Raw genomic sequence first — 20,854 nt, forward strand, 5'->3', positions numbered from 1 at the left:
TCGCCACCCCTAGAGCGTGACCACCCGGATGCGCCGGCCCTGCACCGCCAGCGCGATGGCGCCGCGCTTCAGCGCCAGCGCATGGTCGCCGAACATGGCGCGGCGCCAGCCGTGCAGCGCCGGCACGTCGGCGTCGTCATCCATGGCGATGGCCTCGAGGTCGTCGCTGCCGGCGACCAGCTTCTGGGCCACGCCCTCATCCTCGCACTTCATCTTCAGCAGCACGCGCATCAGCTCGACCAGCGGCGCGATGCCGGGCGGCGTCGGCGGGCGCTGGGCCAGCTTCGGCGCGTCCTCGGGCGGGGTGGCCAGGCCGCGCTCGACCGCCGCGATCAGCCCCTGGCCCTGCCAGCCCTCGGCCATGTTGCGGCTCATGCCGCGGACCCGGGCCATGCCCTCGATGTCGCGCGGGCTGTGCGCCGCGATCTCCAGCAGCGCCTCGTCCTTCAGGATGCGGCCGCGCGGGATGTCACGCTTCTGCGCCTCGCGTTCGCGCCAGGCCGCGACCTCGTGCAGGATCGCCAGGAACTTGGCCGAGGCGTTGCGCGGCTTCAGCCGCAGCCAGGCTTGGTCCGGCTCGGTGTGGTAGGTCTCCGGCGCGCAGAGGATCGCCATCTCCTCGTCGAGCCAGGATTCGCGGCCGGACTTGCCCAGTTGCTGGCGCAGCGCCTCATAGGCCGGCCGCAGATGGATCACATCGGCCAGGGCGTATTCGATCTGGCGCTCGGTCAGCGGCCGGTGCGACCAGTCGGTGAAGCGCGAGGACTTGTCGATCCGGGCGTTGGCCAGCTTGCCGACCAGGTTCTCGTAGCTGACCGATTCGCCGAAGCCGCAGACCATGGCCGCGACCTGGGTGTCGAAGAGCGGCTTCGGCACCTGGCCGGTCAGGTGCACGAAGATCTCCACATCCTGGCGGGCGGAGTGGAAGACCTTCAGCACCTTGGGGTTGTTCACGAGGGTGAACAGCGGCGCCAGGTCGATGCCGGGGGCCAGCGGGTCGATCGCCACGGCCTCGTCCAGCCCGGCGATCTGCACCAGGCACAGCTTCGGCCAGAAGGTGTGCTCGCGCATGAACTCGGTGTCGATGGCGATGTACTCGGCGGCCATCATCCGGTCGCAGAAGGCGGCGAGCTCGTCGGAGGAGGTGATCAGTGTCATCCCCAGCGTTGTAGCGGATGAACCCCCCTGTTGCCGAGAAGTTTGCGCCCGATGCGTCAAACGAAATGATCGCGGCCGGCGCGTTCGGCTACGCTGGTCCGGCAGTTGGGCGGTTCCGAACCAGGCCATGGTTTCGCCACGGCCATCCCGGACGGTGCGCGGAGGTGGAGGAGGACAGCCATGACACGACCCCTGGCCGCAGCCGCGTTCGCCGTGATGCTGACCCTGCTGCCGGCCGCCGCCGCGACCGCCGAGCAGGCGGCGCCGACCCTGCTGCGGGTCGGCGACACCGGCATCCGCTGCAAGCGGGCGCCATGCCCCTGGCGCGGCGTGGTGCCGGTGAATGACGCGGGTGGCGCCGGCGCGGCCGACCCGGCCTATGTCGGCGAGGCGCCGCCGGTGATCGCCGCCCCGCCGGAGCTGCTGGACCGGGCTCAGGCGGAGATCCGGCGCGCCTGGGCGACGGGCGGCTGCCTCATGGTGCTCGGCCGGTTCGAACGCCGGGGCGCCGCGGCGACGCCGATCTTGTCGGTCGAGCGAATCGAAGGGCCGTGCGATCAATAGTTGAAGTCTATTGAATTCTCATTATCGCTCGGTGACGAGCCTGCAGTGGGAGGGGATCTTGCTTTCAGCATTGCGAATTATCGCAATTTTATCGCTTTTGTTTGGTGTCGTCTTGGCTCTCAGGGCTTGGTCTTCGGGAACGGGAGACTTTTTCGCAGGTGCTGTCTTTCTTGTTTCGATGCTGAGCTCCGCCATCACGTGCTGGGCGCTCGCCCGGATCCTGGAGGATTCGGAAAACCAGCAATCGACGCTGCACCGGATGCGGGAAGAATTGCTGCGGGAGTTCATGAAACCACACTAAAGGCGGCCTCACTGCGGACGGGAATACGTTGACGCCCTGATTCGAAAGGGAGCCCGACTCACGCTGACGGCCGGCCGCTAGCCTTCGGCGTCGAGCAGGGTGCCGAACAGGCGGTGCAGCCCGGCCCGCCCTTCGAAGCCGATGCCGGGCCGGTCGGGCAGGGCGACGGACCCGTCGGTCACCACGGCATCGTCGGTCAGCCCGCCGAAGGGCTGGAAGCACAGCGGGTTGACCTCGGCGCCGCCCAGCCCCAGCGCGGCGGCCACGTGCAGGGTGAACAAGTGCCCGCCATGCGGCCAGAACGCGTGCCGTGGCCATCCGTCCGCGACCATGTGCTCGGCGATCTGCAGATAGCCCGGCAGGCCGTAGCAATGCACCGGGTCGAACAGCAGGATGTCGCGGTCGCGCCGCAGCCCGCCATGCCGGGCCAGCAGCCGGGCCTCGGCCACCGAGAACAGGGCCTCCCCGGCGGCGATCGGGCCGGGATACGCCGCCGCCACCTCGGCCTGGACCGGGAAATCGAGCGGGTCGCAGACATCCTCGAACCACCACAGCCCGAGCGGGGCCAGGGCGGCCGCGGCGGCCAGGGCGGATGCGCGGTCGTAGGCATTCATCGCGTCGACCGCCAGATGGCTAGGTGCTGCCAGCTGCGCCGTCGCCGCCTCGATCCGTCTCAGGTCCTGCGCCAGCCCGGCGGCGCCGATCTTGATCTTGGCCCTGGTGTAGCCGAGATCGGCCAGCCGGCGCATCTCGTCCGACAGGTGGGCGATATCGTCACTGGGGTAGGGGTAGCCGCCGCCGGCATAGACCGGCACGCGGTCCGGCACGGCGTCGGCCCGGCCAAGGCGGTCCGCCAGGAAGCGGTGCAGCGGCAGCCCGGCGATCTTCGCGGCGGCGTCCCAGACCGCCATGTCGAGCGTGCCGACCGCGACGCAGCGCTCGCCATGGCCGCCGGGCTTCTCCCCGGCCATCATCGCCGCCCAGGCCCGGAACGGGTCGAGATTGGTGTTGGCCGCGTCGGCAAATTCGGTCGCGGCCAGCAGCCGGGGGGCGAAGCGCTCGCGGATCAGGCCGCCCTGGGCGTAGCGGCCGACCGAGGCGAAGCCGTACCCGACCACCGGCCGGCCGTCGCGCACCACGTCGGTGATCACCGCGACCATGCTGGTGGTTAGGCCGCCGGGGGGCACGGCCGGGTCGGCATAGCGCGAGATCGCGACCGAACGCTCCCGGATGTCGATGATCCGCATCGGCCCGCCTCTGTCCCAGCGTCGCCGCCAGCCTAGCAACCGGCGGCGACGCTGTCGCCAGGGCCTCTCAGCCTTCCCAATCCAACCCGAGGTCGAGAATGGGGGCGCTGTGGGTGATCCAACCGGTGGAGATCAGGTCGACGCCGCTGGCCGCGATCGCCGGCACGGTCTCGACCGTGATCCGGCCGGAGGCTTCGGTCACCGCGCGGCCGGCGACCCGGCACACCGCCTCGCGCAGCTGGTCCGGCGTCATGTTGTCCAGCAGCACCGCGTCGATGCCCTCGGCCAGCGCCTCGTCGAGCTGGGCCAGGGTATCGACCTCGACCTCGATCTTGACGAGATGCCCGACCGCGGCGCGGGCCCGGGCGATCGCCGGCTGCACCCCGCCGGCCACGGCGACGTGGTTGTCCTTGATCAGCACCGCGTCATCCAGGCCGAAGCGGTGGTTGGCGCCGCCGCCGGCCCGCACCGCATGCTTCTCCAGGGCCCGCAGGCCGGGGGTGGTCTTGCGGGTGCAGACGATCCGCGCCTTGTGCGGCCGGGCCGCCGCAGCCAGCGTCGCCGTGGCGGTGGCGACGCCGGACAGGCGGCACACCAGGTTCAGCGCCACCCGCTCCGCCGCCAGGATCGGCCGGGCCGGACCGCCGATCCGGATCACCGCGTCGCCCGGCCTGACCGGGCTGCCATCCGGCGTGAGGATGGCGACTGATATGGCGGTGTCGAGCAGGCGGAAGGCCAGGGCGGCGGCATCGGTGCCGGCCACCACGCCCGGCTGGCGCGCGGCGATCACGCCGGCCATGCGGGCATCGGCCGGGATCACCGCGGCGCTGGTGATGTCGCCGGCGCGGCCAAGGTCTTCCAGCAGCGCGGCCCGCACGATCGGTTCGATCAGCAGGGTGGGGAGGGGGGCGAGATCCATGATCGGGGGCCTCAAAGGCTGGCGGCGCCGGACTGGGGCACGCCGTCGACGCCCTCCAGCACATCGGCGAGGGTGAGGAAGGAGGGGGCAGAGGCGGGGTCGGCGTCTGGCCGGTCGCGGCGGTACTGGGCGCCGCGGCTTTCCTGCCGGCGCAGCGCGGCCGCCGCGATCAGCAGCCCGACCAGGGCACGGTCGGCGGCGGGCGAGGAGCGGGACAGGGCCAGAGGGCGGAAGGCAGCAATCGCTTGGGTCAGACCGGCGCCGTCGCGGATCACGCCGACGTGACGGTCCATCAGGGCCCGCAGGGCGGGGACGGTTCCATCTTCCTTGTCCCCCCTCCCCTCGCGGGAGGGGGGTAGGGGGAGGGGGCTGCCGATCGAAGGGAACGGAGTCGGGAGAGCCAGAGCCGATGGGCCGGGTTGACTCGGCCGCAGGTCTTGCTGCGGGAACCCCCCCCCCCTAGCCCCCTCCCGCGAGGGGAGGGGGGACTCAAAGAGGGCTGGCCGCGCCGCCTCGCCACGAATGTCCTCGGCGATCCAGCCGGCGAAGGCCAGCGCCTCCAGCAGCGAGTTGCTGGCCAGGCGATTGGCGCCGTGCAGCCCGGTTCCGGCCACCTCGCCGGCGGCCCACAGGCCGGGCACCGAGGTCCGGCCGTGGCCATCCACCGCGACGCCGCCCATGTGGTAATGCGCCGCCGGGCGGATCGGGATCGGCTGCCGAATGGGGTCGAGGCCGGCGGCGCGGCACAGCTCCCCGACCCGGGCGAAGCGCGCCAGCCGGTCGCCCAGGCCGCGGGCGTCGAGGAACACCGGCTCATCCGCCGCGACATGGCGCCAGATGGCCCGGGCGATAACGTCGCGCGGCGCCAAATCGCCCAGAGGATGCCCGGCCATCACCCGGCTGCCATCGGCCGTCACCAGGGTGGCGCCTTCGCCGCGCAGCGCCTCTGTCGCCAGCGGCATCGGATCGCGGCCGACCGCTATCGCTGTGGGGTGGAACTGGACGAATTCGAGGTCGCGCAGCACCGCGCCGACCCGGGCCGCCAGCGCCAGCCCGGCGCCGGTGGCGCCGAGCGGGTTGGTGGTGTGGGCATAGAGGCCGCCGACCCCGCCGGTGGCCAGCACCACCGCCCGGACCGGGATCGCGGCCGGCGCCCCGTCCGCCTGCACCCTCACACCGGTGATACCGAACTCGTCGCGCAGCAGGGCGGTGGCGCGGGCGTGGCGGATGGTGATCCAGGGTGCTGTCTCCGCCGCCCGGATCAGGGTGCGCAGCACCGCAGCACCGGTGCCGTCGCCGCCGACATGGACGATGCGGCGGCGGCCATGCGCGGCCTCGAGACCCAGGGCGAAGCCGCCGGTCTCGGTCCTGTCGAACGGCGTGCCGAGCCCGTCGAGCCAGGCGATGCAGCCGGGCGCCGCTTCGGTGACGCGCTTCGCCACCTCGGGGTCGCCCAGCCCGGCGGCCGCCGCCAGGGTGTCGGCGGCGTGCAGCGCCGGGTCGTCGTCGGGGCCGAGCGCCGCGGCGATGCCGCCCTGGGCCCAGCCGGTGGCGGCTTCGGCCCCGATCGGGGCGGCGGAGAGCAGCAGCACCGGCAGCGGCGCCAGCTTCAGCGCCGTGGCCAGGCCGGCGATGCCGGCGCCGATGACGACGATGCGGTCCTGCGGATGGGGCATGTCCATCACCGTACCGCCAGCATGCGTTCGACCGCCAGGCGCGCCCGGTCGGTGACAGCGGGGTCCAGCACCACCGCCTCGGTCATGGTCTCCAGCGCGCGGCGGATCTTCGGCAGGGTGATCCGCTTCATGTGCGGGCACAGGTTGCAGGGCCGGATGAAGTCGATCTCGGGGAACTGCACGGCGACGTTGTCGCTCATCGAGCATTCGGTCACCAGCACCACCCGGCCGGGCCGCTCGTTGGCGACATAGTCGCTCATGGCCGCGGTCGACCCGGCGAAATCCGCCTCGGCCACCACCTCGGGCGGGCATTCCGGATGGACCAGCACGACCACGCCGGGGTGGGCGTCGCGCAACTGGCGGATGTCGCCCGGGGTGAACCGCTCATGCACCTCGCAGGCGCCCTGCCAGGCGATGATCCCGACCTTGGTCTGGGCCGCGACATTGGCGGCGAGGTAGCCGTCCGGAATGAAGATGACGCGCGGCACGCCCAGGCTCTCCACCACCTTCACGGCGTTGCCCGAGGTGCAACAGATGTCGCTCTCGGCCTTCACCGCGGCCGAGGTGTTGACGTAGGTCACGACCGGCACCCCGGGATAGCGCTGCCGCAGCAGCCGCACATCCGAGGGCGTGATCGAGTCGGCCAGCGAGCAGCCGGCGGCGGAATCCGGGATCAGCACGGTCTTGGCCGGGTTCAGCAGCTTCGCGGTCTCGGCCATGAAGTGCACGCCGCACAACAGGATCACCGGGGCCTCGACCCGGGTCGCCTCGCGGGCCAGGGCCAGGCTGTCGCCGGTGATGTCGGCGACGCCGTGGAAGATCTCCGGCGTCTGGTAGTTGTGGGCCAGGATCACGGCGTCGCGCTCGCGCTTCAGCCGCAGGATGGCGTCGATGTCGGGGGCGAAGCCCGGCCAGTCGAAGGCCGGGATGACGCCGGACAGCCGGCCATACAGCGGGGCCAGGCGCGCGGCGATGGCGGGGGTGTAGGCGAGGGAAGCGGTCATCGATTCTACTCACTTGGAGAATTACGAAGACGGGCGCGGCCCCGAATCGGTGTCGCTTTAGTTACTCTAATTCTCAGAATAAGAAAATCAAGTGGCGACGAGACTCCTGTTGGCGAGAGCGGCCAGGGGTCTACATAGGACAGGGGCCGTCGCAGGCGTCCCCATGGAGTTTGGTGCGGGCGTCGAGCGGCGCCGCGCGGGCAAGCGATCGAAGGAGAGATCCCGTGGAATTGCGCAATCTCGGCCGGTCCGGCATCCGGGTCGGGCCGCTGGCCTTCGGCGGCAACGTGTTCGGCTGGACCGCGGACGAGGCGACCTCGTTCCGGCTGCTCGATGCCTTCGTCGATGCTGGGCTGAACCTGATCGACACCGCCGATTGCTATTCGTCCTGGGCGCCGGGCAACAAGGGCGGCGAATCCGAAACCATCATCGGCAACTGGCTGAAGCGCAGCGGCAAGCGCGACAAGGTGGTGGTCACCACCAAGGTCGGCTGGGAGATGCCGGGCCGGGTGCAGCGCAAGGACCTGTCGGGCGCCTGGATCCGCGAGGAGGTCGAGCATTCGCTGCGCCGGCTGCAGATCGACGTGATCGACCTGTACCAGTCGCATCACGACGACCTGGAGACGCCGCAGGAAGAGACGCTGGCGGCCCATGCCGAGCTGATCAAGGCCGGCAAGGTGCGGGCGATCGGCGCCTCGAACTTCTCGGCCGAGCGCTTCGCCTCCGCCTTGAAGCTGAGCGAGCAGGGCCTGCCGCGCTACGAGACGATGCAGCCGCGCTATAGCCTGATCGATCGTTCAGGCTATGAGGGCGCGTTGGAGGATCTGTGCCGGCGCGAGGAGATCGGCGTGATCACCTACTCCTCGCTCGGCTCCGGCTTCCTCAGCGGCAAATACCGCAGCGAGGCCGATCTGGCGAAGAGCGTCCGCGGCGGCGGCATGAAGGACCGCTTCAACGCCCGCAGCCTCGGCGTCCTCGGCGCGCTGGACAAGGTGGCGGAGGCGCATGGCGTGCGCCCGGCCACGGTGGCGCTGGCCTGGCTGATCGCCCGGCCCGGCATCACCGCCCCGATCGCCAGCGCGACGACGCTGGAGCAGCTGGACGACCTTCTGGCGGCGACCCGGCTGACCCTGGCCGCCGACGAGATCCGGCTGCTCGACGACGCCGGCAAGTAAGGCGTCCTTGCCTATCCCGCGCGAGCCGGCCGGACGAAACATTCGGTCGGCTCGCGGCCCGAACGATGCCATGCTTCCTCCAACGACCATGGTCAACCGGAGGAAGATATGCTCATCGGCAGGCTTGTCATCGCGCTCGGCGCCGCGGCGCTGCTGGCGCTTCCGGCCGGGGCGCAAACGCTGGACGGTACCCTGAAGAAGATCCAGGAGACCGGCGAGATCACGCTCGGCGTCCGCGAATCGTCGGTGCCCTTCTCCTACAACGACGAGAACCAGCAGCCGGTCGGCTACGCCATCGACATCTGCCTGAAGGTGGTCGACGCCATCAAGGCGGAGCTGAAGAGCGACCAGATCGCGGTCAAGATGCTCGCGGTGACCTCGGCGACGCGGATCCCGCTGATCGCCAACGGCACCATCGACCTTGAATGCGGCTCGACCACCAACAACCCCGACCGGCAGAAGCAGGTGGCCTTCACCAACAGCCATTTCCTGACCGCCAGCCGCTTCGTCTCCAAGAAGGAGAACCACATCGCCACCATCGACGACCTCAAGGGCCGGACCGTGGTGTCGACCTCCGGCACCACCAACATCAAGCAGCTGACCGAGGTGAACGCCCAGCGCAGCCTCGGCATCACCATCGTCCCGGCCAAGGACCATGCCGAGGCGTTCCTGATGGTCGAGACCGACCGCGCCGCCGCCTTCGTCATGGACGACATCCTGCTGTCCAGCCTGGTCGCCAGCTCGAAAGACCCGGCCGCCTATGTGATCTCGGATGATGCGTTCTCGAAGCCGGAGCCCTACGGCATCATGCTGCGGCGCGACGATCCGGCCTTCAAGACGGTGGTCGACAAGGCGACGGCCGGCCTCTACCAGAGCCCGGAGATCCTGGCGATCTACGACAAGTGGTTCGCCAAGCCGATCCCGCCCAAGGGGCTGACCCTGGCGGTGCCGCTCAATCCGGTGCTGAAGAAGGCGTTCGAGCACCCGAACGACAGCGGCGACCCGGCGGCCTACTGAACCGGCGCCGCGGGGGCCGGGCCGCATGGCCTATCACTGGAACTGGGGCATCCTGTGGGAGCTCTCGCCCGATGGGCAGGGCACCTATTTCGACATGCTGCTGGCCGGGCTGGCCTGGACCGTGATCACCGCGATCGGCGCCTGGGCCATCGCGGTGATCCTCGGCTCGGTGGTCGGCGTGCTGCGCAGCCTGCCGTCGAGATGGCTGCCGCGCCTGGGCACCGCCTATGTCGAGATCTTCCGCAACGTGCCGCTGCTGGTGCAGCTGTTCCTGTGGTTCTTCGTGCTGCCGGAGCTGCTGCCGAGGTCCTGGGGGTTGTGGCTGAAGCAGTTGCCGGACGCGCCGCTGTGGACCGCGATCTTCGGAATCGGTTTCTACATGTCGGCGCGGGTGGCGGAGCAGGTGCGGGCCGGCATCGCCGCCCTGCCGCCGGGCCAGCGCATGGCGGGCACCGCGCTGGGCCTGACCCTGCCGCAGACCTACCGCTACGTGCTGCTGCCGATGGCCTACCGCATCATCCTGCCGCCGCTGACCTCGGAGTTCCTGAACACGATCAAGAACACCTCGGTGGCGCTGACCATCGGGCTGATCGAGCTGACCGCCCAGGCCCGCGCCATGCAGGAATTCTCGTTCCAGGTGTTCGAGGCGTTCTCGGTGGCGACGCTGCTGTACCTCCTGGTCAACGCCGTGGTGGTCTTCGCCATGCGCTGGCTGGAAGGGCGCGTCGCCGTGCCCGGCTACATCGTCTCAGCCCGGTAGGGGCAGGCCGATGTTCGAGAGCTTCGACTTCGGGGTGATCTGGCGGTCGCTGCCCTACCTGTTCCGCGAGGGCATGGTCTTCACCCTGACCCTGACCGGCCTCGCCACCGCCAGCGGCGTCGTGCTCGGCACCCTGCTGGCGATGTTGCGCCTCTCCAGCTTCAGGCCGCTGGCCAGGATCGCCGCCGGCTACGTCAACCTGATGCGGTCGCTGCCGCTGGTGCTGGTGCTGTTCTGGTTCTACTTCCTGATGCCCTATGTCGGGCAGTGGGTCACCGGCTCCGCGCGCCCGATGGCGGTCGGCGCGTCGCTGTCGGCGATCGTCACCTTCACCCTGTTCGAGGCGGCCTATTTCGCCGAGATCATGCGCGCCGGCATCCAGTCGATCCCGAAAGGCCAGGTCGCGGCCGCGCAGGCGCTGGGCATGACCTATTGGCAGGTGATGGGCTACATCGTCCTGCCGCAGGCCTTCCGCAACATGCTGCCGGTGCTGCTGACCCAGACCATCATCCTGTTCCAGGACACCTCGCTGGTCTATGTGCTGTCGATCACCGACTTCCTCGGCGCCGCCTCCAAGATCGCGCAGCGCGACGGCCGGCTGGTCGAGATGTACCTGTTCGCCGCCGCAATCTACTTCCTGGTCTCGTACCTGGCGTCGCGGCTGGTGAAGACCCTGCAGGCGCGTGTCGCCATCACCCGCGCGCCGTGAGGAGGGGCCGATGATCGAGATCAGCAAGCTCGGCAAATGGTACGGCGCCTTCCATGTGCTGAAGGACTGCACGACCAGCGTCGCCAAGGGCGAGGTGGTGGTGGTGTGCGGCCCCTCCGGCTCCGGCAAGTCGACCCTGATCAAATGCGTCAACGCGCTGGAGCCGTTCCAGCAGGGCGAGATCCGGGTCGATGGCGTGTCGCTGGGCGACAAGGCCACCAACCTGCCGCGGCTGCGCGCCCGGGTCGGCATGGTGTTCCAGCATTTCGAGCTGTTCCCGCATCTGCGCATCATCGAGAACCTGTGCCTGGCGCAGCAGAAGGTGCTGGGCCGCGGCCGCGACGAGGCGATGGCGCGCAGCGCCAGGCTGCTCGACCGGGTCGGGCTGACCGAACAGGCGGGCAAGTTCCCCGGCCAGCTCTCGGGCGGGCAGCAGCAGCGCGTGGCCATCGCCCGGGCGCTGGCGATGGACCCGATCGCCATGCTGTTCGACGAGCCGACCTCGGCGCTCGATCCGGAGATGATCAACGAGGTGCTGGAGGTCATGGTGGCGCTGGCGCAGGAGGGCATGACCATGATGGTGGTGACCCATGAGATGGGCTTCGCCCGCCGGGTCGCCGACCGGGTGATCTTCATGGACAAGGGCGAGATCGTCGAGGACGCGGCCACCGAGGCGTTCTTCGGCAGCCCGCGCAGTGACCGGGCCCAGCTTTTCCTGTCGAAGATCCTGTCGCACTGAGCGGGCTGGAGTTGCTGCACGCGGAAATCTTGTGAGCCCTCCAATCTAAACAGATCCCCTTTTTGGTGAAGCGAGAGTCAGGTTGTCATGAAAGGGGTAGTGAAGGGATCTGAAACTAAATGTTTAAGCCGTTTGTTTCGGGGAATTTATGGTTTCTTAGGAGGCTGGATGACCGGGTTTTGACTCAAAATCGGAGTTTGTATTGCGGAGTTTCTGTAATCAAAAATGTCTTTTGCGGAATTCGCCGAATCTAACGCATTTTTACTTGAGAATGAACAAGTTAAATTATAGTCAGCAGTTAATCTATTTTTCCATAATAACTTCCAGTGTCTTCGTGCTCGCCAGGCAATTGGTGTGCATCCCGGCGTGAGGCCACCCAAAACGAGCGCTCTAATATCCTTATGTTTTCCTTGTAAAGAATTCGGGTCTATCCCCAATTCTGTGGAAACTAAATGATAGGTCGCATAGTAAGATAAATGAGCACTATTCCGGAATTCTGCTTCGGAGGCAGTTCCGCTGTTAACAATAGATCTCGCTATCTCAAGAAACCGTTCAGGGTCTATAGCCATTATGCGTCACATCAATGATAATTTGTCCAAGGTAATCAGGATTGCTTTCTTCTATTGAATCATGAATTTTGTTTATGATAGAAATTTTTTCATCATGCGCAAATTCTTTTTCCGAATTCATAACAACATCCAGATGAACAAAGCGTTCGCCTTGAATCCTCTCTTCCCATATATGGGTTTTTGCGTCAAAGATCTTCTCGGCAACAGCCTTATACGCGAGTGCAGCAAAATTTTCGTTTTGTACCTCTTGTATTTCCTGTCCTTGTTCTTCTTCAAAATTGACATATATATTTCTTTGACCGGAAATCATGCTCTTCAGTAATTCATCTTTATAGTTGTATTTTCTCCAAGGCCATATCGCATCAATTCCAAAATTCATATCGTCGATATTTGTCTTTGCTGATGTTTCGCTCAGTAAATAGTATTTGAGTATTTGACTCGATATATCTTCAGTGTGATGTGCCAATAGAGTCATCAAACGGTTTGCTTCTGAATGTGATTGGAATGCTAGGGCAGCTTGTCCAATACGAACAATCCATGATGTTCTATCAAGTGGTGCATAGGGTGATCTTGGCGAACCCTGAATCGCGTCTTCAGGCGCAACAACCAAAAAGACGTTCTTCTGTTCTTCTGGCTTGCGGGGCTTGTCTTTTTGATCCATGGATTTTTCAAATTTTGAGCATAATATCAATTATGCGTTATATCGAGTGCTTTGGCAATAGCTTTTCACTATTCCCAGCTTTCTGGAGGCTTCGAAAATATATCAACGCATAATTTAAATATAAAATTTATAAGCAAGGAATTTAGCTTACATGATTTCTGGGCTTTTGCGATTTATCTCACGATGATACTTGGCATCTAAATATTTATCTGGATTCGGCCGTGTTTTGTCAAGAAAATCTCAACAATTTAGCCGAAGTGGTCGAGCTGGAAGCTGTCACGCCGGGCGCCGCGACAGGGGCAGCTTCACCCCCGGCTCGGGCTGCTCCTGCAGCACCTCGCGGCGGAAGCGGACCAGCCGGGCGGGGCGGCCGCCGGTGCCGCCGGCGACTTCGCCGGTCTCCTCGACCAGCCCTTGGCTGTCGACCAGGCGGCGGAAGTTCGGTGCGTGCAGGCGCAGGCCCGCCAACGCCTCGACCGTGCGCTGCAACTGCGACAGGGTGAAGGTCGGCGGCATCAGCTCGAACACCACCGGCCGGTACTTGATCTTGCCGCGCAGCCGGCCGATCGCGGTCGCCAGGATGCGGCGGTGGTCGGCCGCCATCGCCGCGCCGTCGGCGGCGCCCGGCGCCGCCTGGCCGTGGCGCTGCGCCTCGGCGGCCAGGCCGGCCTCGTACAGCAGCTCGTAACGTTCCAGCACCCGCTCCTCGCCCCAGGGCATGCCGCCGAGGCCGAAGGCGGTGCGCAGCCTGGCGTCGCGGCTGCGGCGCTCCGCTTCGGTCGTGGCCGCTGCCGCCCAGGCCGCCAGCCCGGGTTCGATCCGGTCCAGCAGGGCGGGGCGGCCGTCGCGCCGGTCCTCCCAGGGAAAGTGGCGGTACCAGTCGCTCCACAGGCTGTCGCCCCAGGCGACCGACGCGGCCTCGCGCACCAGGGCGAGATAGCCGACCGACAGCATCCGGTCCGGTCCGGCCAGCTGCCGGTCGCGGTCGCCGAAGGTGTAGAGCTGCTCGACATAGCCCAGGCGCTGCCCGGTCTGCGTCTCGACCCAGGCGCGCAGCCCCAGCTCCAGCGTCCGGTGCTGCGGCTCCAGCGGGCCGGCCGGCAGGGCGTCGACCCCGTCCGCCCCCCGCAGCGCCAGCACCCGCGGCGTGTCCCCGGCGACGGCGACGACCACGGCCGAAAGATCGACCGTGACCCGGTCCTGGGCCGGCCTGGGCTGGGCCTTCGCGCTCATCGCTGGCGTCCGTGCGGGGTGTCGATTCTCATGCCGCCGAGATTATCACGGGCGCCGTGACGGCGGCTCGAAGATCGGCGGCGCGAGGCTGGTGAAGCACGCGTCGTCCGGGCGGCTGCCGGGGTCGTCGAGGAAGCGGTTCGCGATCCTGCGGGCGCAGGGCTGGCCGCGGATCAGAACGCCGTGGCCCTGTCCCGGAAAGACGTAGCTGTGGCCATTGGCCAGCCGTTTCGCAGCCGCCTCGGCCCGACCGGGCGGCGTGATCGGATCGAAGGCGCCGGAGATCAGCAGCGTCGGGATCGCGCTCGTGACAGGGGCGGCATCGCCGGCCGGGCTGCGCGCCACCGGCCATGCGGCGCAGGAGCCGTCGCTTTGAGGATTCCAGACCTGATCGGCGAAGCGCGGATCCTGCGACCGGGCCCGATCGGCCCAATCGCTTTCCGTCGGCAGCAGGTCGGCGCAGATCACCGAGGCATAGACGTCGCTGGCGAGATCCTCCTGCTCGATTTCGGCGACGAGAACCTGCCAGGTCTTCATCGAGTCCAGCAGGCGCATGTTCCCGGCCTCGGCCTCGGCGACGAGCAGCGGCAGGAAGCGGGATCTCTCGGGGCTTCCCAGCATCTGGAAGGTGAGGTCGCGAAGGGCCCAGCCATCGATCCGCGCCATGACCGTCGGCTCATCGGGCACGGTGACCGGGGCGATCCGGGGGTGTGCGTCCAGTGCCGCCGCCAGCGCGAAGTAGCGCCGCTCCAGATCGGGAAAGGCCGCGTCGCAATCGGCATCGTCGCGGCAGGTGCCGACCAGGGCATCGAAGGCACTGCCCAGATCGGCCAAGTGGTCCCGGACGAGATTCGCTTCCGGCGGGGCCACGCCTTCGACGATGACCGACCGAATCCCCTCCGGATGATCCCGCATCACGGCGAGGGCAACGCGGGAGCCGAAGGACATGCCCCAGAGATTCCAGGCGGGATAGCCGAGGGCAAGGCGCAGATCCGCGACATCCGCGGCGATGGTCGCCGTGGTGATGTTGCCTGGGCCGTGTCCGCTGTCCCGGTAGCGGGCCCAGCATTCCTTGGCGCTGCGCCGCAGGTCCGCCAGCCACGCCGCCCGCGGCGGCTGCAGGTGGTCGACCGTGCGGTTGACGGCGTTGGGGTCGAGGGGAGAACAACCGCTCGGTAGGATCGGCGACGCGCCGACGCCGCGCTGGTCGAACAAGACCAGCCGCTGTCGGCCGAGCCATTCGCGGGATTTCACCATGCCTGCCCAGACCTTGAGATCCCCGGGGCCGAGATGGGTCGGCAGGCCGGGCCCGCCCTGGATGAACAGCAGCGGATCGGGCGCGAGGTCCTGCCCCGTCCGCCACAGCGTCGCCACCGCCAGGGCGATGCGCGGCCCGTCCGGGCGGGTGCGGTCCTCCAGCACCGTGACGGTGCCGCATTGCACCGCGATCCCCTCCGGCAGCGCCGTGCCGGCAGGGCAGTCCCGGGCGGTGAAGAATGGCGGCTGCGGCTCCTCCGCGACGGCGCCGGAGGCGGCGAGGACGAGCAGGAGGGAGAGGATCCGGCGCATGCCGCTCACGGGCCGTTGTCGAGGCGAAGCGGCAGCCATTCTGTCGAAGGAGGTCTGGGTTATCCAGCCGCGGCTTGACAGGCCGGCGCGTGGAGTGTCACTGACCGGCGTTTCATGCCCTGGTCCGAGAGCGCTCCCATGCACCCCTACCGCACCCACACCTGCGGCCAGCTCCGTCCCGAACAGGCTGGCCAGACCGTCCGCCTGTCCGGCTGGGTCCATCGCAAGCGCGACCATGGCAATCTGCTGTTCCTCGACCTGCGCGACCATTACGGCCTGACCCAGTGCGTGGTCGACACCGACAGCCCGCATTTCGCGGCGGCCGAGGCGGTGCGCGTCGAAAGCGTCGTCACCATCACCGGCACCGTGGTCAAGCGCAACACCGAGACCTCGAACGACAAGCTGCCGACCGGTGGCATCGAGGTGCGGATCGACGACTTCGTGCTGCAGTCGGCCGCCCAGGTGATCCCGCTGCAGGTCGCGTCCGACGAGGAGGCCGGCGAGGACACCCGTCTGCGCCACCGCTTCCTCGACCTGCGCCGCCAGAAGATGCAGCGCAACATCGTGCTGCGCAGCGAGGTCATCTCCTCGATCCGCCGCCGCATGATCGACCAGGGCTTCCGCGAATTCCAGACGCCGATCCTGACGGCGTCGAGCCCCGAGGGCGCGCGCGACTTCCTGGTGCCGGCGCGCCAGCATCCCGGCAAGTTCTACGCCCTGCCGCAGGCGCCGCAGCAGTTCAAGCAGCTGCTGATGGTGGCCGGCTTCGACCGCTACTTCCAGATCGCGCCCTGCTTCCGCGACGAGGACAGCCGCGCCGACCGTTCCCCGGGTGAGTTCTACCAGCTCGATTTCGAGATGAGCTACGTCACCCAGGAGGACGTGTTCCAGGCGATCGAGCCGGTGCTGCGCGGCGTGTTCGAGGAGTTCGCCGACTTCACCGGCACCAAGAAGGCCGTCACCGCCGGGCCGTTCCCGCGCATCCCCTATGCCGAGTCGATGCTGAAATACGGCAACGACAAGCCGGACCTGCGCAACCCGCTGGTGATCTGCGACGTCACCTCGGTCTTCGCCCGTGAGGACGTGACCTTCCGCGCCTTCAAGGGCGTGATCGAGAAGGGCGGCGTGGTACGCGCCATCCGGGCGCCTGCGGTGGGCGACCGCCCGCGCAGCTTCTTCGACAAGCTGAACGGCTGGGCGCAGGAGCAGGGAGCGCCGGGCCTCGGCTATGTGCTGTTCGAGGCCGGGGCCGGGAAGGGCCCGATCGCCAAGTTCCTGCCGGACGAGGCCCAGGCCGCCCTGCGCGCCGCGGCCGGCGCCGCCGATGGCGACGCGGTGTTCTTCATCGCCGACCTGCCGGCCGCGGCCGCCAAGATGGCCGGCTTCGCCCGCACCCGGATCGGCCAGGACATGGAGCTGATCGACGGCAGCCGCTTCGAGTTCTGCTGGATCGTCGACTTCCCGATGTACGAGCTGAACGAGGAGACCGGGCAGATCGACTTCAGCCACAACCCGTTCTCGATGCCGCAGGGCGGGCTGGAGGCGCTGGAGACGCAGGACCCGCTGACCATCAACGCGTTCCAGTACGACATCGTCTGCAACGGCATCGAGCTGTCCTCGGGCGCCATCCGGAACCACAAGCCGGAGATCATGATCAAGGCGTTCGAGATCGCCGGCTACGGCCGCAACGAGCTCGAGGCCAAGTTCGGCGGCATGCTGTCGGCCTTCCGCTTCGGCGCCCCGCCGCATGGCGGCTCGGCCCCCGGCATCGACCGCATCGTCATGATGCTGGCGGACGAGCCGAACATCCGCGAGGTCATCGCCTTCCCGATGAACCAGCGCGCCGAGGACCTGCTGATGGGCGCCCCGGCCGAGGTCGATGCGGCCCGGCTGAAGGAGCTCTCGATCAAGCTCGATCTGCCGAAGAAGGCCGGCTGAGCCGCAGATCGGGGCTCGAGTCTCAGCATTTATTGTCATGCCACGGCTTGACCGTGGCATCCAGGGGCGGCCGGAGCAGTTCTTGGTGGCCCCTGGACTGCCCGGTCAAGCCGGGCAGTGACAATTGGGGGTGAGGCGGAAGCCGATAGGCGATCGCCGGTCGCCGCATCGGGTCGACTCGTCAGACAAGTGTGTTAGCCTGCATCCCTGGCCCGGCGCCGGGCGGTTTGCCCTGCCGGCAGACCAAAACAAGCAGGGAAGCACTCGAATGCTGGGATTTCGTGGGGGAGCCGTCATTGCGGCGCTCGTCGCCATGCATGTCATGGCATCGCCGGCCACCGCGGCCGGCATCCGCATCGGCATCGATGCCGACCCTGATATCCTGGACCCGGCGCAGGGCGGGTCCGTCTCCGGGCGCGAGATCTTCGCGGCCCTGTGCGACAAGCTGGTCACCGCCACCCCGGAGGGCGGGTTCGCCCCCCAGCTCGCCACCGGCTGGACCTGGTCTCCCGACAACAAGGTCCTCACCCTGACATTGCGCGACGGCGTGGTGTTCCATGACGGCGAGCCGCTGGACGCGGCGGCGGTGAAGGCCAATCTCGAACGCTACCGTTCGGCCCCGGTCTCGCGCCGGAAATCCGAGCTGAAGCCGATCGACAGCATCGCCGTGGTCGACCGCCTGACGCTGCAGATCACGCTGTCGCGGCCCTATGCGCCGCTGATCGCGGTGCTGTCCGACCGTGCCGGCATGATGCTGTCGCCGAAGGCCGTCGCCGCGGCGGGAGACGCCATCGGCCTGCACCCGGTCTGCGCCGGCCCGTTCCAGTTCGTCGAGCGGCGCCAGGGCGACCACATCCTGCTGAAGCGCTTCGACCGGTACTGGAACAAGGACGCGATCTTCCTCGACTCGGTCGAATACCTGCCGATCCCCGACGGCACCGTGCGGCTGCTCAACCTGCGCTCCGGCGACCTCGACATCGTCGAGCATGTGGCGCCGACCGACATCCCGTCGGTGCGCGACGACCCGGATGTGGCGCTGGTCCAGGCGCCGTCGCTGGCCTACGATCTGATCACCTTCAACATCCATCACGGCGACCAGGCCAACAGCCCGATCGGGCAGAACGCCAAGGTGCGGCAGGCGCTGGAGCTGTCGCTGGACCGCGAGGCGATCAACGCCGTCGCCTATGACGGGCTGTTCACCCCGAGCAACCAGCCGGAAGGGCCGGGGACGCGGTTCTACGATCCCGGCCACCCGCTGCCGGCCCGCGACCTCGACAAGGCCAAGGCCCTGCTGGCCGAGGCGGGTGTGCCGAGCCCGTCCTTCACCCTGCTGGTGACCAACAACCCGGTCACCCAGCAGGTCGGGCAGATGATCCAGGCGATGGCGGGCGAGGCCGGCTTCGACATCAAGGTCCAGGCGCTGGAGGCGGCGGCCCTGGCCGCCAGCGCCAATGACGGCAACTACCAGGCGGCGATCGCGATCTGGAGCGGCCGGCCCGACCCGGACGCCAACATCGCGGCCTGGGCCGGCTGCGAGGCATTCCAGAACTGGGGCCGCTACTGCAACCCGGATTTCGACGGCATCCTGGCCCAGGCCCGCGAGACCACCGACGACGAGCGCCGGGCGACCCTGTACCGGCAGGCGGCCGGGGTCTTCCTGACCGATCTGCCGCAGATCGTGCTCTACCACTACACCTCGGTGTGGGGGATGCGCCGGGCGGTCACCGGCTTCACCGCCTATCCCGACGGGCTGATCCGCCTGCAGGGCGTGAAGATCGAAGCGGCCAAGTGAGGGGCGGCCCAGTGAGGGGCGACGCCGTGGGCCTTGCGTCCGCCCGCGGCTCGGGCTCAGATGCTGCGATGCAATGCAGGCTCTCCTCCCTCGCCCTTCTCGCCCTCCTGCTGCCGGTCGGCGCCGCCCAGGCGGCCCCGACCGTGGTGCTGCAGCCGCACCGGGCGATCTATTCGCTGAAGCTCGACATGACGCGCGGCCAGCGCAGCGTGATCGCGATCGACGGCCAGATGGAGTATCGCTGGGCCACGGCCTGCGACGGCTCCAGCTTCGAGCAGAACTACCAGGTGGCGATGGTCTACGCCTCGGGCGACACGCTGACGCGCAAGACCCGCTACGCCGGCTGGGAATCCGCCGATGGGCATGAGCTGACCTACAATCTCAGCTCCTCCACCAACGGCAAGGACAACGAGGACATCCGCGGCACGGCGCAGCTCGACGGGGCGGGGCAGGGCGATGCGGTGTTCAAGACCCCGGCCGACCTCGAGCAGGGCATCCCGGCCGGCAGCCTGTTCCCGACCATGCATATGGAGCGGCTGATCGGCGCGATGCAGGCGGGCCGGCCGATCTTCACCGCCGGCTTCTTCGACGGCAGCTCCACCGACGGGCCGCAATATGTCAGCGTCGCCATCGGCCGCGCCAAGTCGGGCGAGCCGTCGGCCGACCCGCTGCTGCGCGGCCCGTCGCACACCGTCAGCATGGCGTTCTTCACTCTCGGGACGGCCAAGGACAAGGACGAGAACGTGGAACTGCCCGGCTACGAGCTGCGGCAGCGCCTGTTCGAGAACGGCATCGCCGACCAGATCGTCATCGACTACGGCGATTTCGCCATGGCCGCGAAGCTCGACAAGATCGAGCCGATCGAGGCGCCGCACTGCGATTGAGTCTAGGCCCTTCGGTTTCAGAGTCCGTTCGAGAATGCGCTGGTGCGAGTCGGCTGGTGGTGGTTTCGAGAACCGGCGCGCAGCGGACATGGTCGTCCGCGAGCACCGGAAGCGCAGAAACCGCCATCAGACGGCCGCACCAGTAGCATTGTCGAATGGGCTCTCAGGCCCCCAGCCGGTCCGAGACGATCGACCAGTTGACGATGGTCTCGAGCACGGCCTTGACGTGGTCGGGGCGGCGGTTCTGGTAGTCCAGATAGTAGGCGTGCTCCCAGACATCGATGCCGAACAGCGGCTGGCCGCCATGGGCGAAGGGCGAGTCGGCGTTGGAGCTGCCGACCAGGCTGAGCTTGCCGGCATCGGCCACCAGCCAGACCCAGCCGCTGCCGAACACCTTGCCGGCGGCCTCGGTGGTGGCCTTGACCAGGCCGGCCTGGTCGCCGAAGGCGTCGGCGATGGCTGCGGCCAGCTGGCCCTGCGGTGCCTTCGGGCCGCCGGGGGTGAACTGCTCCCAGTACAGATCGTGGTTCCAGGCCTGGCCGGCCTGGTTGAAGATCGCGGTGTCTTTGTTGGTGGCGGATTTCACCACCACCTCGGCCAAGGTCATCGACTCATAGGGCGTGCCGGGCACCAGCTTGTTCAGCGTGTCGAAATAGGCCTTGTGGTGCTTGCCGTAGTGCAGGCCGACGGTCTCGGCGCTGATGGTCGGGGCCAGCGCGCTTTCGGCGAAGGGCAGCTTCGGCTGCTTGAACGGACCGGTCGCCGCGGCCGCGGTCTGGGCTGCCGCCAGGCGGGGGGCGGCGGTGGCGGCGAGGGCGGCGGCACCGCCGAGCATCAGGGCTTCACGCCGATTCAGGGGCAGCATGGGGTTCATGGGGCTCTTCCTCGGGTTGGCGCCGGCCGGCGGCCAGCGGATCGCGTCGAGACCAGGGAGAAGGA

19 protein-coding genes are annotated in these 20,854 nt (G+C 67.8%); 10 read left to right on the forward strand and 9 right to left on the reverse strand.

Going from position 1 to position 20,854, the window contains the following annotated elements:
* Window positions 1-9: 9 nt before the first annotated feature.
* Entirely contained in the window at window positions 10-1,158 is a 1,149-nt protein-coding gene (gene rnd / locus E9232_RS01005; protein WP_309791579.1) for a ribonuclease D, read from the reverse strand.
* 180 nt (window positions 1,159-1,338) lie between these two features.
* Here rnd and E9232_RS01010 point away from each other — a divergent pair, with 180 nt between their 5' ends.
* Window positions 1,339-1,722, forward strand: coding sequence for a hypothetical protein (locus E9232_RS01010; protein WP_309791581.1), 384 nt, complete (start codon window positions 1,339-1,341; stop codon window positions 1,720-1,722).
* Between the two features lie 58 nt (window positions 1,723-1,780).
* Window positions 1,781-2,023 carry a hypothetical protein gene (locus E9232_RS01015; protein ID WP_309791583.1) on the forward strand — a complete coding sequence of 81 codons (243 nt, stop codon included), beginning with the start codon at window positions 1,781-1,783 and terminating at the stop codon, window positions 2,021-2,023.
* A gap of 77 nt (window positions 2,024-2,100) precedes the next feature.
* On the opposite strand, the gene E9232_RS01020 is transcribed toward E9232_RS01015, so the two are convergent.
* The 4 genes from E9232_RS01020 to nadA form a co-directional block, all read right to left on the reverse strand.
* On the reverse strand, window positions 2,101-3,270 hold the full coding sequence (locus E9232_RS01020; RefSeq protein ID WP_309791585.1) for an enolase C-terminal domain-like protein: 1,170 nt from the start codon (window positions 3,268-3,270) through the stop codon (window positions 2,101-2,103).
* A gap of 67 nt (window positions 3,271-3,337) precedes the next feature.
* Complete coding sequence (gene nadC / locus E9232_RS01025) at window positions 3,338-4,204, reverse strand: carboxylating nicotinate-nucleotide diphosphorylase (protein ID WP_445351976.1); 867 nt, start codon at window positions 4,202-4,204, stop codon at window positions 3,338-3,340.
* Entirely contained in the window at window positions 4,201-5,865 is a 1,665-nt protein-coding gene (locus E9232_RS01030) for an L-aspartate oxidase (protein WP_309791588.1), read from the reverse strand. The genes nadC and E9232_RS01030 overlap by 4 nt, the downstream gene beginning before the upstream one ends.
* Before the next feature lie 5 nt (window positions 5,866-5,870).
* Window positions 5,871-6,869, reverse strand: coding sequence for a quinolinate synthase NadA (gene nadA, locus E9232_RS01035; protein ID WP_309791590.1), 999 nt, complete (start codon window positions 6,867-6,869; stop codon window positions 5,871-5,873).
* 224 nt (window positions 6,870-7,093) lie between these two features.
* Between nadA and E9232_RS01040 the strand changes: the two genes are divergently transcribed.
* The 5 genes from E9232_RS01040 to E9232_RS01060 all read left to right on the forward strand — a co-directional run bounded on the left by E9232_RS01040 (window position 7,094) and on the right by E9232_RS01060 (window position 11,269).
* Window positions 7,094-8,044: an aldo/keto reductase gene (locus E9232_RS01040; protein ID WP_309791591.1), complete on the forward strand. Its 951-nt coding sequence runs from the start codon at window positions 7,094-7,096 to the stop codon at window positions 8,042-8,044.
* A gap of 108 nt (window positions 8,045-8,152) precedes the next feature.
* Window positions 8,153-9,061 (forward strand): amino acid ABC transporter substrate-binding protein, encoded by a 909-nt coding sequence (locus E9232_RS01045; protein WP_309791593.1) that lies wholly within the window; start codon window positions 8,153-8,155, stop codon window positions 9,059-9,061.
* A 25-nt stretch (window positions 9,062-9,086) separates the two neighbouring features.
* The gene (locus E9232_RS01050; RefSeq protein ID WP_309791594.1) at window positions 9,087-9,821 is read left to right on the forward strand and encodes an amino acid ABC transporter permease; all 735 of its coding nucleotides are present in this window, start codon (window positions 9,087-9,089) and stop codon (window positions 9,819-9,821) included.
* 10 nt (window positions 9,822-9,831) lie between these two features.
* Window positions 9,832-10,530 (forward strand): amino acid ABC transporter permease, encoded by a 699-nt coding sequence (locus E9232_RS01055; RefSeq protein WP_309791596.1) that lies wholly within the window; start codon window positions 9,832-9,834, stop codon window positions 10,528-10,530.
* Window positions 10,531-10,540: 10 nt separating this feature from the next.
* Window positions 10,541-11,269, forward strand: coding sequence for an amino acid ABC transporter ATP-binding protein (locus E9232_RS01060; RefSeq protein ID WP_309791598.1), 729 nt, complete (start codon window positions 10,541-10,543; stop codon window positions 11,267-11,269).
* Window positions 11,270-11,821: 552 nt separating this feature from the next.
* Here E9232_RS01060 and E9232_RS01065 read toward each other — a convergent pair.
* The 3 genes from E9232_RS01065 to E9232_RS01075 all read right to left on the reverse strand — a co-directional run bounded on the left by E9232_RS01065 (window position 11,822) and on the right by E9232_RS01075 (window position 15,538).
* Entirely contained in the window at window positions 11,822-12,499 is a 678-nt protein-coding gene (locus E9232_RS01065; protein ID WP_309791599.1) for a hypothetical protein, read from the reverse strand.
* Window positions 12,500-12,775: 276 nt separating this feature from the next.
* On the reverse strand, window positions 12,776-13,732 hold the full coding sequence (locus E9232_RS01070; protein ID WP_309791600.1) for an NUDIX hydrolase: 957 nt from the start codon (window positions 13,730-13,732) through the stop codon (window positions 12,776-12,778).
* 45 nt (window positions 13,733-13,777) lie between these two features.
* A complete protein-coding gene (locus tag E9232_RS01075; protein WP_309791601.1) occupies window positions 13,778-15,538 on the reverse strand; it encodes an alpha/beta fold hydrolase in 1,761 nt (586 codons plus the stop codon).
* On the opposite strand from E9232_RS01075, the gene aspS reads away from it, so the two are divergent.
* The 3 genes from aspS (at window position 15,440) to E9232_RS01090 (ending at window position 19,915) form a co-directional block, all read left to right on the forward strand.
* Window positions 15,440-17,239, forward strand: a complete 1,800-nt coding sequence (gene aspS / locus E9232_RS01080; RefSeq protein ID WP_309791602.1) for an aspartate--tRNA ligase — start codon at window positions 15,440-15,442, stop codon at window positions 17,237-17,239. The genes E9232_RS01075 and aspS overlap by 99 nt on opposite strands.
* A 268-nt stretch (window positions 17,240-17,507) precedes the next feature.
* Complete coding sequence (locus E9232_RS01085; protein ID WP_309791604.1) at window positions 17,508-19,031, forward strand: ABC transporter substrate-binding protein; 1,524 nt, start codon at window positions 17,508-17,510, stop codon at window positions 19,029-19,031.
* 68 nt (window positions 19,032-19,099) lie between these two features.
* On the forward strand, window positions 19,100-19,915 hold the full coding sequence (locus tag E9232_RS01090; RefSeq protein WP_309791605.1) for an EipB family protein: 816 nt from the start codon (window positions 19,100-19,102) through the stop codon (window positions 19,913-19,915).
* A 163-nt stretch (window positions 19,916-20,078) separates the two neighbouring features.
* On the opposite strand, the gene E9232_RS01095 is transcribed toward E9232_RS01090, so the two are convergent.
* Window positions 20,079-20,789 (reverse strand): superoxide dismutase, encoded by a 711-nt coding sequence (locus E9232_RS01095; RefSeq protein WP_309791606.1) that lies wholly within the window; start codon window positions 20,787-20,789, stop codon window positions 20,079-20,081.
* Window positions 20,790-20,854: the final 65 nt, after the last annotated feature.

The organism is Inquilinus ginsengisoli (assembly GCF_031453975.1).
Taxonomy (GTDB): Bacteria; Pseudomonadota; Alphaproteobacteria; order DSM-16000; family Inquilinaceae; genus Inquilinus; species Inquilinus ginsengisoli_A.